General features: G+C 42.0%; 12 protein-coding genes. 11 read left to right on the forward strand and 1 reads right to left on the reverse strand.

Annotated features, from left to right (window positions below; all coding sequences use genetic code 11):
- Positions 1-93: 93 nt before the first annotated feature.
- Positions 94-957 carry a type I methionyl aminopeptidase gene (gene map, locus L3V77_RS03775; RefSeq protein ID WP_275135796.1) on the reverse strand — a complete coding sequence of 288 codons (864 nt, stop codon included), beginning with the start codon at positions 955-957 and terminating at the stop codon, positions 94-96.
- Between the two features lie 375 nt (positions 958-1,332).
- Between map and rpsB the strand changes: the two genes are divergently transcribed.
- From rpsB to lpxD, 11 genes are all read left to right on the forward strand, one after another.
- Positions 1,333-2,067: a 30S ribosomal protein S2 gene (gene rpsB / locus L3V77_RS03780; protein WP_195702474.1), complete on the forward strand. Its 735-nt coding sequence runs from the start codon at positions 1,333-1,335 to the stop codon at positions 2,065-2,067.
- Between the two features lie 165 nt (positions 2,068-2,232).
- Complete coding sequence (tsf, locus tag L3V77_RS03785) at positions 2,233-3,078, forward strand: translation elongation factor Ts (protein WP_275135797.1); 846 nt, start codon at positions 2,233-2,235, stop codon at positions 3,076-3,078.
- Between the two features lie 180 nt (positions 3,079-3,258).
- Positions 3,259-3,990, forward strand: a complete 732-nt coding sequence (gene pyrH / locus L3V77_RS03790; protein ID WP_195702476.1) for a UMP kinase — start codon at positions 3,259-3,261, stop codon at positions 3,988-3,990.
- 35 nt (positions 3,991-4,025) lie between these two features.
- Positions 4,026-4,583, forward strand: coding sequence for a ribosome recycling factor (frr, locus tag L3V77_RS03795; protein ID WP_275135798.1), 558 nt, complete (start codon positions 4,026-4,028; stop codon positions 4,581-4,583).
- 98 nt (positions 4,584-4,681) lie between these two features.
- Positions 4,682-5,431: an isoprenyl transferase gene (locus tag L3V77_RS03800; RefSeq protein ID WP_275136685.1), complete on the forward strand. Its 750-nt coding sequence runs from the start codon at positions 4,682-4,684 to the stop codon at positions 5,429-5,431.
- Between the two features lie 16 nt (positions 5,432-5,447).
- Complete coding sequence (locus L3V77_RS03805; protein ID WP_275135799.1) at positions 5,448-6,290, forward strand: phosphatidate cytidylyltransferase; 843 nt, start codon at positions 5,448-5,450, stop codon at positions 6,288-6,290.
- A gap of 72 nt (positions 6,291-6,362) precedes the next feature.
- A complete protein-coding gene (gene ispC, locus L3V77_RS03810; RefSeq protein WP_275135800.1) occupies positions 6,363-7,571 on the forward strand; it encodes a 1-deoxy-D-xylulose-5-phosphate reductoisomerase in 1,209 nt (402 codons plus the stop codon).
- Positions 7,568-8,926: a sigma E protease regulator RseP gene (gene rseP / locus L3V77_RS03815; RefSeq protein WP_275135801.1), complete on the forward strand. Its 1,359-nt coding sequence runs from the start codon at positions 7,568-7,570 to the stop codon at positions 8,924-8,926. Before ispC ends, rseP begins: the two co-directional genes overlap by 4 nt.
- Positions 8,927-9,030: 104 nt before the next feature.
- Positions 9,031-11,445: an outer membrane protein assembly factor BamA gene (gene bamA, locus L3V77_RS03820; RefSeq protein ID WP_275135802.1), complete on the forward strand. Its 2,415-nt coding sequence runs from the start codon at positions 9,031-9,033 to the stop codon at positions 11,443-11,445.
- Positions 11,446-11,457: 12 nt separating this feature from the next.
- The gene (locus L3V77_RS03825) at positions 11,458-11,967 is read left to right on the forward strand and encodes an OmpH family outer membrane protein (RefSeq protein WP_195702483.1); all 510 of its coding nucleotides are present in this window, start codon (positions 11,458-11,460) and stop codon (positions 11,965-11,967) included.
- A 4-nt stretch (positions 11,968-11,971) separates the two neighbouring features.
- Positions 11,972-12,991, forward strand: a complete 1,020-nt coding sequence (gene lpxD, locus L3V77_RS03830) for a UDP-3-O-(3-hydroxymyristoyl)glucosamine N-acyltransferase (RefSeq protein ID WP_275135803.1) — start codon at positions 11,972-11,974, stop codon at positions 12,989-12,991.
- Positions 12,992-13,038: the final 47 nt, after the last annotated feature.

Here is a 13,038-nt window from a genome sequence, read left to right on the forward strand (position 1 = left end):
ATAGGAGAAAAGTCATCGCTTCAATAGTATAAAAGGACAAATTTTGGCCATAAAAAATCCTCACTATAGGCGAGGATTTTTTAAAGATGATGATTACTTGTTAATTAATACTCTAGAAATGGTCTCTTCAGCGCGAAGAGTCAGTACTTCACAACCCGTTTCAGTCACTAGTATGGTGTGCTCCCATTGTGCAGAGTTTTTCCCATCCCCAGTGTATACTGTCCAGTCATCTTCTGAGTCTACGCTACAGCCAAATTTTCCAGCATTGATCATGGGTTCAATAGTAAAGATCATACCGGGTTGAAGGATACGTCGATCGTTGTTCTTATAGTGAACGACTTGAGGTTCTTCATGAAATTCATCCCCAATGCCGTGACCACAGAAATCTTTGACGATTGAGAAACGAGGTGTCACACCTTTGATGTATTTTTGTATTGTCGTACCGATGTCACCGATAGTGTTTCCCGGTCTTACTTTACGCATTGCTGCATATAGTGACTCTTGAGCAACCATACATAGACGTTTATCCGCCGGATGGACATTACCCACAAGGAACATTTTCGATGTGTCGCCGTGATACCCCTGCGGACGTGTTTCTAGAGAGACCGTGTTGTCATTTGGAATGATGACGGTAATGTCGACATTGACAATGTCGCCATCCTTCAGCACACCAGGTTTTGGTTTACCAGTAGAACCCATGGCATCTTCTGTGGCGGGTATACCGTGACAGACGATATGGTTTACTGAAGTACAGATAGATTTAGGAAAACCGTGGTAATCGAGCGGCGCAGGATAAGCACCATTATCAATGATGAACTTATAACAAATTTGGTCAAGCTCTTCTGTTGTTACACCAGGTTTTACAAAGGGTTCAATCATCTCTAGAACTTCAGCAGCCAATTTACCTGCAATTCTCATTCTTTCAATTTCTGCGGTGTTTTTTATCTTAATCGTCATCTGTTTTCTCTAATTCTTTTTGTACGTACAGGGTACTTATGCAACGTATTCTACCAGTGAGTAGGCTAAGTGCAATTGAATTCCGTTATCATTTAGCATTACTTAAGACAAAAGGGTAAGTAGAAATCTACTTTTGTGAGGTGAATTTTCTGGCTTTTTAACGTCAATTTGTGGTATAAAGCGCGCCGGAGTTATGAACTGTTCTCTTTGACATTATGAATGTCAGCGAAGCTTTTTTGCTCCATTAACTTTTATCTTTAAATCACACACGTACCGACACATGTTCCGGGGTGCTTTATTGTGGTCTGCAAGACCAACGAATAAAGTCGGATGCATGGGGTATGTGGAGGCCTAACCCCGTAAGAGGAATTTAAAATGGCAACTGTATCAATGCGCGATATGCTTAAAGCTGGTGTTCACTTCGGTCACCAAACTCGTTACTGGAACCCAAAAATGAAACCATTCATTTTTGGCGCTCGTAATAAAGTACATATTATCAACTTAGAAAAAACGGTTCCAATGTTCAACGAAGCACTAGCTGAGCTAGGCAAAGTTGGCGAGAAAAAAGGTAAAGTTCTTTTCGTTGGTACTAAACGCGCAGCATCTGAAGCTGTTAAAGAAGCTGCTATCAACAGCAACCAATACTATGTTAACGCCCGCTGGTTAGGTGGTATGTTAACAAACTATAAAACTGTTCGTCAGTCTATCAAACGCCTTAAAGAACTTGAAGCTCAAGCTCAAGACGGTACTTTTGAGAAACTAACTAAGAAAGAAGCTCTAATGCGTACTCGTGAAATGGAGAAGCTAGAGAAATCTCTTGGTGGTATCAAAGACATGGGCGGCCTACCTGACGCATTATTCGTAATCGACGCTGATCACGAACACATTGCAGTTAAAGAAGCTAACAACCTTGGTATTCCAGTATACGCTGTTGTTGATACTAACTCTAACCCAGACGGTATTGATTACATCATTCCTGGTAACGACGACGCAATCCGCGCTGTACAGCTTTATCTAAACGCTGCTGCTGACGCTGTTAAAGAAGGTCGTAACCAAGACGCTGTTGTAGCTGTTGGCGAAAAAGACGGTTTCGTAGAAGAAGCTGAGTAATAGCGGACTTCTGACGTTAAACTTAGTTTTTGTAAAATAGGTGTGTTGAAGAAACATGATTTCTGAAAGGCGCTTTAAACATTAACTAAGTTATAGTTAGAATCAGGGGCCCATCATTTAGGCCCCTTATTTGTATCTTATCCTGAATAAACTGAGGAATAGAGAATGGCAACTGTAACTGCTGCTCTAGTTAAAGAACTTCGCGAGCGTACTGGCGCTGGCATGATGGATTGTAAAAAAGCGCTTGTTGAAGCGAATGCTGATGTTGAATTAGCGATCGAAAACATGCGTAAAAGTGGCGCTGCTAAAGCCGCTAAAAAAGCAGGCAATGTTGCTGCTGAAGGTACTATCATCATTAAACAAGCTGATGGTTTTGCTGCGCTTCTAGAAGTTAACTGTCAAACTGACTTCGTAGCAAAAGATGGCAACTTCCTAGCGTTTGCTAACGAAGTCGCTGACGCTGCTGTCGCTGAGAAGCTAGACGCGGCTGCTCTTCAAGCTAAATTTGAAGAAACTCGTATTGAGCTTGTTGCTAAGATCGGTGAAAACATCAGTATCCGTCGTGTCGAGTATATTGAAGGTGTTAGCCTTGCCTCTTACCGTCACGGTGAGCGTATTGGTGTTGTTGTTGCAGGTTCTGCAGAAGAAGAGACTCTTAAGCACGTAGCTATGCACGTAGCTGCTTCTAAGCCAGAATTTGTTAACCCTGAAGATGTACCAGCTGATGTAGTTGAAAGAGAGAAAGCGGTTCAAGTTGAAATCGCAATTAACGAAGGCAAACCAGCGGAAATCGCAGAAAAAATGGTTGTCGGCCGCATGAAGAAATTCACAGGCGAAATCTCTCTAACTGGTCAAGCGTTTATCATGGAACCGAAGAAAACAGTTGGTGACATGTTGAAAGAGAAAGGTGCTTCAGTGTCTAACTTTGTACGTTTAGAAGTTGGTGAAGGCATCGAGAAAGCTCAAGAAATGAGCTTTGCTGACGAAGTTGCTGCGGTACAAAAAGGGTAATCCTTGATGTCATCGTATTGAAAAAGACCGTGGCCTTGGCTACGGTCTTTTTATGAATGCAATAGAGTAAAATTTGAATCAGATTATCTAGCTATGATGAATGAACGTTTGAATTGAAGCTTGGTTAAAGCGTAAATTCATGACAGCTAATCAATAACTCTACACGGGAAGGTAAACTCCATGACGACAAACCCAAAACCTGCGTATCAACGTATTCTATTAAAACTTAGTGGTGAAGCTCTTCAAGGCGAAGAAGGCTTTGGTATCGACCCAGCAACTCTTGAGCGTATGGCCCAAGAGGTTAAAGAGTTGGTCGAGTTGGGCGTTCAAGTTGGTTTAGTCATCGGTGGCGGAAACCTGTTCCGTGGCGCTGGACTTGCTGAGGCGGGAATGAATCGTGTTGTTGGTGACCATATGGGAATGTTGGCTACCGTGATGAATGGTTTGGCCATGCGTGATGCACTGCATCGTGCTTATGTCAATGCACGTGTTATGTCGGCAATCCCACTTAAAGGGGTGTGTGATGATTACAACTGGGCAGATGCTATTGCTCAATTACGTCAAGGTCGTGTTGTCATTTTCGCAGCTGGTACAGGCAACCCATTTTTCACGACAGATTCTGCTGCTTGTTTGCGCGGAATTGAAATAGAAGCGGATGTAGTTCTCAAAGCCACCAAAGTGGATGGTGTATTTACGGCAGATCCTGTAGAAAACCCGGAAGCAGAACTGTATGATAAGCTATCTTACAACGCAGTCCTTGAGAAAGAGCTGAAAGTAATGGATTTAGCGGCATTTACATTGGCACGTGACCACAATATGCCAATCCGCGTATTTAATATGAATAAACCAGGCGCACTTCGTCGCGTGGTGATGGGTGAAGCAGAAGGTACACTGATTAGTAACGCTGATTAATTCATTCAAATTAGTTAAAAGTTTAAGGTGAAAACGTGATTAACGAAATCAAAAAAGACGCGCAAGAGCGCATGGAAAAAAGTGTTGAAGCGCTAAAAGGTACGCTTAGTAAAGTACGTACTGGCCGTGCACATCCAAGCATACTTTCTGGTATCACAGTCGAGTACTATGGTGCACCAACACCATTAAACCAAGTAGCCAACGTGATAGCGGAAGATGCACGTAGCTTGGCGATAACTGTATTTGACAAAGCGCTTACTCCTTTAGTTGAGAAAGCTATCATGAAGTCTGATCTTGGCTTAAACCCAATGTCTGCTGGTACCGTTATTCGCGTACCACTTCCTCCGTTAACGGAAGAGCGCCGTCGTGATTTAGTTAAGATCGTTCGTGGCGAGGCTGAAGGTGGTCGTGTTGCTATTCGCAATATTCGTCGTGATGCTAACGGTGATCTTAAGGGATTACTAAAAGACAAAGAGATCTCAGAAGATGAAGATCGCAGAGCACAAGACGATATTCAAAAGTTGACCGATGCTGCTGTGAAGAATGTTGATGACGTTCTTGCGGCAAAAGAAAAAGACTTAATGGAAGTGTAGTTAATCACTACGTCTCATGTGATTAAACGCTGTGCTAACAGCCCAGCGTTTTTTTTATGCTATTATTTCGAACCAATCAAATTTATCAATTTATAATTATGCCTGATATCCAAGTCTCCTCGTCTCATTTTCCGAAACATATAGCCGTCATTATGGATGGAAATGGTCGTTGGGCAAAAGCACGAGGTAAACCTCGCGCTTTTGGTCATCGAGCAGGTGCTAAAGCGGTAAGGAAAACGATAACAGGTGCCGCAAAGTTAGGTGTTAAAGCCATTACTCTTTTCGCTTTTAGCAGTGAAAATTGGCGTAGACCGGAAGAAGAAGTAAACCTACTTATGGAACTCTTTATTTCGGCTTTGACACGAGAAGTTAAAAAACTACATAAAAATAATCTGCAATTGCGGGTTGTCGGTAACGTCAGTCAGTTTAACTCGAAGTTACAGAAAAAAATTGCTGAAGCGGAAGTATTGACGACGAACAATACTGGTATGGTTGTGAATATAGCGGCCAATTATGGTGGCAAGTGGGATATTACCGAAGCAGCAAAGTCCATTGCTTTAAAGGTTCAAGAAGGTTCTTTGCAACCGAGCGACATTACGGAAGAACTATTCGCAAAAGAACTGACTATGTCGGATTTGCCGGAGGTTGATCTTCTCATTAGAACCAGTGGCGAATGTCGCATAAGCAATTTTATGTTATGGCAGCTTGCTTACGCAGAAATGTATTTTACGGATGTACTTTGGCCTGATTTTGATGAAGATAAGTTAGTGGACGCCGTCTCTTGGTTTGTCAGTCGAGAAAGAAGATTCGGCTGCACTAGCGGACAGATAAAAGCTTTAATGGATTAAATCTAAGGTAACGCATTTGAAACAACGAATAATTACAGCGTTAATACTAGCCCCACTAGCAGTGTTGGCTATTTTTGAACTCCCTTTGCCTCTTTTTCTACTGGTTGTAACCGGTATTACCGTTTTAGCACTTTGGGAGTGGGCTCAATTTGTAGGTAGTCAGTCGCGCTATTTGGCCATGATTCCTACCTTGACGTGTTTGGTAATCAGTTATTGGGTTATTCCTTCTGACATTGTCAGTTTAAACCAATTAACTTTTTTTCATATGGTCTTATTGATTGCCGCCTCAACCTGGTGGCTGATAGCGAGTGCGTTAGCCATAACCTATCCTAAATCAACCCGTTTCTGGCAACACTCCAAGGTATTACGACAGCTATTTGGTGTCCTAACTGTTTTGCCATTCTTTTGGAGCCTTCTAATATTAAGGGCTCAGAATATTGAATTAGAGCCTTATCATGGCGCTAAATTAGTGCTGTTTGTCTGCCTACTTGTCTGGGCGGCAGACAGTGGAGCCTATTTTGCTGGTAAAGCATTTGGTAAACGTAAAATGGCACCGAACGTGAGCCCAAATAAAACGATTGAAGGACTTGTCGGTGGTATCGTTGTTGCACTCATGGTGGGGTGGTTTACCGCCAGTATTTTTGATATTCATTTTTCAAGTGTTGCTAGTATGATCATAATTACTTTGGTCACCGTCATTATTTCTGTTCTCGGCGATCTTGTTGAGAGTATGTTCAAACGAGTGTCTGGAATTAAAGACAGCAGCAATATTATCCCCGGACACGGTGGTGTTCTGGATAGAATTGATAGTTTAACGGCTGCTTTTCCAGTATTTACACTGCTCTATTTCACAATTTAGCCGCCTCAAGAGGTATTCTAAATACCTCTTGAGTAATCTACTTATTATTCTATTTACGGCGGTTTTTTCTTGATGCAAAACATAACGATTTTGGGTGCAACAGGTTCAATAGGCAGTAGTACGCTTAAGGTTATTTCTGAAAACCCCGACAAGTTCTCTATCATAGCGCTTACCGCTGGTACAAATGTAAGCGCAATGAAGGCGCTCTGTATCAAATGGAAACCTAAATTTGCTGCAATGTCTGATCTGAAGGCAGCCAGCTTATTAGAGAAAGAACTGAAATCTCTTCATTTGTCGACAGTTGTTGTTGCGGGTGAAGCGGGTTTAAGTTTTGTTGCTTCTTTAGATGAGGTCGATAGTGTTATGGCAGCTATTGTAGGAGCTGCTGGGTTAGCTCCTACAATGTCGGCAGTCAAAGCGGGCAAACGTATTCTATTGGCGAACAAAGAAGCATTAGTTATGTCAGGCAGGTTGTTCATCGATGCCGTTGAGCAATATGGTGCAGAATTACTCCCCGTTGATAGTGAACACAACGCTATTTTTCAATGCTTACCAGAGCAAGTCCAAAAAAGTGTTGGTCGATGTGATCTTGATAAGTATGGGATAGATGCGATTTTGCTGACTGGATCTGGTGGTCCATTCCGCTATACCGATGTAGATAAACTTCAACTGGTGACGCCTCAACAGGCCGTTGCACACCCCAACTGGTCTATGGGACCAAAAATCTCTGTCGATTCTGCTACCATGATGAATAAAGGGTTGGAGTTCATTGAAGCTAAGTGGTTATTTAACTGCCAACGAGAGCAATTAAAAGTGATTATTCATCCTCAATCGGTGATCCACTCAATGGTTCAATACAGAGATGGTTCTGTTTTGGCGCAGATGGGGGAACCGGACATGTGCACTCCTATCGCGTTGACCATGTCTTATCCTGAAAGAATATCCTCAGGTGTTTCGCCACTCGATTTTACGAAGGTTGGTGAGTTAACATTTTTAGAACCTGATTATGCCCGATACCCTTGTCTTAAACTTGCTATTGATGCTTGTTATGAAGGGCAACATGCGACAACGGCGATAAATGCAGCAAACGAAATTGCAGTCAGCGCATTTTTGAATAAACAACTGAACTTTACTGATATTGCTGTTGTCAATGAACGAGTACTTTCTAAGGTTTGTTCAGAATCGCAACACTTAGTTACGGATAACTTGGAAAGCTTGCTTGAGCTAGATAGAATGGCTCGTCGTCTTGCTCAGGAAGTGGTTAGAGAACGCTCATTATGAATGATATTTTATGGAACTTCGGCAGCTTTATAATTGCTTTAGGCATTTTAGTTGCTGTACATGAGTTTGGTCACTTTTGGGTTGCACGTAAGTGCGGAGTAAAAGTCGAGAAATTTTCCATTGGTTTTGGTAAGTCTCTTTGGAAAAAAACAGGAGCAGACGGTACAGAATACAACATATCAGCGATCCCATTAGGTGGGTACGTCAAAATGTTGGATAGTCGAGTAGATGATGTTCCCGAATCAATGCTGCCGCAGGCCTTTGACCGTAAGCCACTCTGGCAAAGAACCGCTGTTGTCTCCGCGGGACCACTATTCAATTTCTTATTCGCGATTTTCGCTTATTGGTTAGTATTCCTTATTGGTGTTCCAGCGATTAAACCCGTTATTGGTGAGGTTACTCCAAATTCTATTGTTGCACAGGCAGGGATAGAACCTGGAATGGAACTTATTTCTATTGCCGGTACCGAAACCTTAGATTGGGAATCAGTCAATATGAGATTGGTCTCTCATATCGGGGATGATCAAATGGTCATGACGCTGGTTCCAAGCAAAGGATACGGGGTCGAAGAGACCAAAATATTAGATATAAGAAACTGGAAGTATGATCCCGAAAAAGAATCGGCGATGCAAACGCTGGGTTTCTTACCTTATCGACCAGAAATTTTCACCTCTATTGCTAATGTTGCGGATGCTAGTGCTGCTGAACTGGCTGGAATAGAAGTTGGCGATAAAATCGTGTCGATTGGTGGAGTGCTAATCCAAGACTGGCAACAAGTGGTTGATGAAATTAGTTCTTCACCGAACCAGATACTAGAGTTAATTGTTGAACGAAACGGCGTTTCTACTTCATTACAATTGACGCCAGCAAGTAAAGAGTTGTCTAGCGGTAAGGTAATCGGCTACGCTGGCATCGGACCTAAAGTTGCAGACTGGCCAGATGAATACAGATTTGATCTACAATATGGTGTGTTTGAATCTGTTGGTAAAGCGTTTGACAAAACAGAGCAAGTTATCGCTCTTACATTTAGCATGCTTAAGAAGCTTGTGGTTGGTGATGTTGGTCTAAATAACTTAAGTGGACCAATTTCCATCGCCAAGGGTGCTGGAGCAACAGCGGGTTATGGCCTTGTCTATTTTTTAGGGTTTTTAGCGCTGATAAGTGTGAATCTAGGCATAATTAATTTGATGCCATTACCTATTTTAGATGGTGGCCATCTGCTATTTTATGCTATTGAAGCTGTCATCCGAAGACCTGTACCAGAAAAAGTACAGGAAATGGGCTTTCGAATTGGTGGAGCAATTATTTTCTCCCTAATGGCGATAGCTGTTTTTAATGATTTTATGCGTTTGTGATATCGATATACTCAAGATAAGGCAAAGTGATTTACTTAGCGTTTTCCTGAGAATACAACCAAGCAGAAAGCAATCAGAAGTATCAAGGAATAGTCAGAACCGGTATGGCAATTAAGCAATTACTACTCGCTACTCTTTTAGTCGCAAGTTCAACAGTGAGTAGCGCAGAGCAGTTCACAGTGAAAGATATCAAGGTGGAAGGATTACAACGTGTTGCATTAGGTGCAGCTCTGTTGAAGATCCCCGTTCGTGTTGGTGATAATATCAATCAACAAGATGTCGCCGATATCATAAAAGCGCTATACAACTCCGGTAACTTTGAGAACGTCAAAGTATTGAGAGATGATGATGTACTTGTTATTCAAGTGCAAGAGAGGCCGACGGTAGCGAATATCTCGTTTTCAGGTAATAGTGCGATTAAAGAAGAGCAACTGCAGCAAAATCTAGACGCTTCAGGCGTAAGGATAGGCGAGGCACTTGATCGAACAACCTTAAGTCAAATTGAGAAAGGTTTAGAGGACTTCTACTACAGCGTTGGTAAGTATAATGCTACCGTGCAAGCTGTAGTGACTCCACTTCCTCGAAACCGAGCGGACCTAAAGTTCGTCTTTTCCGAAGGGGTGTCTGCAAAAATTCAGCAGATTAACTTCATTGGTAATGAGGTTTACGATGACGAACAGCTTTTATCTCGTTTCGATCTGAATGTTGATATCTCTTGGTGGAATTTTCTTGCTGATGATAAATATCAGAAACAAGTGTTGGCGGCCGATTTAGAAGCACTCAAGTCATTTTATCTAAACCAAGGTTATTTGAAGTTTAAAGTCGATGCGACTCAGGTAGCAATATCGCCAGACAAAAAAGGCGTTTACATCACTTTAAACTTGGATGAAGGTAAACCGTACACCATTGAAAATGTCGTTTTCAAAGGCGAATTGATTGGTAAAGAATCTGAATTCGAACAGATGGTTCCATTTGAAGATGGTGATCTCTATAACGGCGCATTGGTAACAGGATTAGAAGAAAACGTTAAAAAGACCATGGGTGAAGCAGGTTACGCTTATCCCAACGTTTTTACACAGCCTGAATTCGATGACGAGAATCAAACCGTAAATCTAACCATTAATGTTGAGGCTGGTAATCGTATTTATGTCCGAGATATTCGTTTTACGGGTAATAACTCGACAAAAGATGAAGTACTTCGACGTGAAATGCGTCAAATGGAAGGCAGCTGGTTAAACTCAAAAGCGATCGAGACCAGTAAATCTCGACTCAATCGTTTAGGTTTTTTCGAGACGGTGAACGTACAGACCGTACGCGTACCGGGTACGGATGACCAAGTTGATTTGGTTTATACGGTTAAAGAAGCGAATTCCGGAAGTATCAATTTTGGTGTCGGTTATGGTACTGAATCTGGTATTAGCTTCCAGGTTGGCCTACAACAAGACAACTTTGCGGGTTCTGGTAACCGTGTTGGCGTTAATGCCATGATGAATGACTATCAGAAAAACATAACCTTAGAGTACCGAGACCCATACTGGAACTTAGATGGTGTTAGTTTGGGTGGCAAGGTTTTCTACAATGAATTTGAAGCCTCTGAAGCCGGTATTGTTGATTATACTAACCAGAGTTATGGTACAAGCTTGACTTGGGGTTTCCCATTTGATGAACTCAATTTCTTTGAAATAGGATTGGGTTATACACACAACAAGATTTCTAACCTAGATTCTTATGTCCAAATAGAACAATTCTTGAAAGCTCAAGAAGATAACATAAGTAGTTCAGGTGAATTAGAAGTTGATGATTTTGATATTACTCTGACATGGACGCGTAATAATCTAAACCGAGGGTATTTCCCAACGGCTGGTAATCACCAGAGAGCGTCTTATAAAGCGACAGTGCCAGGGTCAGATGTACAGTACTTTAAGGCTCAGTATGATGTTCGTCAGTATTATCCATTGACGAAGAAACACGAGTTCACACTGCTCCTTAGAGGACGCCTTGGTTATGGCAATGGTTATGGGGCTTCCGATGACGGAAATGATAACCTGTTTCCATTCTATGAAAACTATTATGCTGGTGGTTTTACTACGCTCCGAGGCTTTGGTTCTAACTCCGCAGGGCCAAAAGCGGTATACGATGAAGGCGTAGGTAATAACCCTAATTACGCTGCAACTGACGATGCGGTTGGTGGTAATGCGGTCGCGCTCGCGAGTGTTGAGTTGATTGTTCCAACCCCATTTGCCTCTGAAGAAATGCAATCCCAAATTCGCACTAGTGTATTTCTTGATATGGCGAGTGTGTGGGATACAGAGTTTAATTATTTAGAGAATAATATTTCTTATGGCGAGAAATATTATTATGATTATTCTGATCCAATGAATTATCGTGCGTCTTATGGTGCAGCGGTACAATGGATGTCTCCTATGGGGCCATTAGTTTTCTCCGTTGCGAAACCAATTGAAATTTATGAAGGTGATGACGAAGAATTTTTCACTTTCACAATAGGTAGAACCTTTTAAAAGGAAAATGTTTTGAATAAATTAGTTAGAACTGTTGGTCTTAGTCTTGTTGTTGCAAGCTCTGCATTTTTTGTTAACGCAGCAGAAGCCGCGCAAAAAATTGGTTATGTTAGTACGGGCTATATCATCAGTAAGTTTCCTCAGCGCGAAGCTATTGTTAAGAAACTTCAGGCAGAATTAAAAGATGATAGAGCTGAGTTAGAGCGACTTCAGGCATCGATGACCAAAAAAAGTCAAGAGATTGAACGTAATGGCGCTCTACTCGGTGAAGAAGGTATTCAGAAGCTAAAAATTGAAATCAGCCAACTCAATGCTGAAGGTCAAATTAAGCAAGATGCCTATAAGAAAAAAGCACAATCTTTAGACGTTAAATCTAGACAGCAAATGGTTGCCGTTATTCAAAAAGCGACCACTAAAATTGCCGAAAAAGAAGGCTATGACATGGTTATAGACAGTCAAATACTTCTTTATTCAAATGAAGAATCAAACCTAACTGAAAAAGTACTAGCAGAGCTTAAATAATATTATGCCTAGAGTGACTCTTGCTGAATTAGCCGCGATTACCGACGGGGCATTATATGGTGATGGCGATGTCGTTGTGACTTCTGTCGCCCCGATGGATACATCCGGTAAAGGCCAGATTACCTTTCTTTCTAATGTAAAATATCGTAAGCATTTAGGCGAATGCCAAGCTTCTGCGATAATGGTGAAAGAGTCGGAGTTAGAGCTTTGCAAGACTAATGTATTGGTCGTATCCGATCCGTATCTAGCCTATGCCCTTGTTGCTCAAGCCTTAGACTCGACACCTAATCCGGCGAGTGACATCCATGCATCCGCTGTCGTCGCAGACGATGTGACGTTGGGGGAAGGGGTAACCATTGGTGCCAATGCAACGATTGAGTCCGGCGTCACACTTGGAGACAACGCCTCTATTGGTGCTGGTTGTTTTGTAGGTAAAAACAGCATAATTGGTAAGGGAAGTAAGCTCTGGGCAAATGTGTCGATTTATCATGGTGTTCAGATTGGTGACTTATGTTTAATCCAGTCAAATACGGTGATAGGTTCAGACGGATTTGGTTATGCGAATGACAAAGGTGAGTGGATTAAAATCCCTCAAGTCGGCTCGGTTAGGATCGGCAATCGGGTAGAAATTGGAGCATGTACTACTATTGATAGGGGTGCACTAGATGATACTGTTATTGAAGATAACGTCATTCTAGATAACCAACTGCAAATTGCTCATAATGTGCAGATCGGATATGGCACCGCCATTGCGGGTGGTACAATCATTGCTGGCAGTACTTCTATTGGTAAATACTGCATTATTGGTGGTGGTAGCGTTATCAATGGTCATATACAGATTGCAGATCAGGTAACGATAACGGGTATGGGTATGGTGATGAGAAGCATACCAGATAAAGGGATGTTTTCGTCCGGCATACCAGTGCAACCCAATAGAGAGTGGCGAAAAACAGCGGCTCGAGTGCATCGTATAGATGAACTAAATAAAAGACTGAAAGCAGTAGAGAAGAAGTTGGAGTCATAATCACCATCAATCTCTACTAATTACTGAAAAGGTCTGCAAATAGCGGA

Origin of the sequence: Vibrio sp. DW001 (assembly GCF_029016285.1) — a bacterium.
Taxonomy (GTDB): Bacteria; Pseudomonadota; Gammaproteobacteria; order Enterobacterales; family Vibrionaceae; genus Vibrio.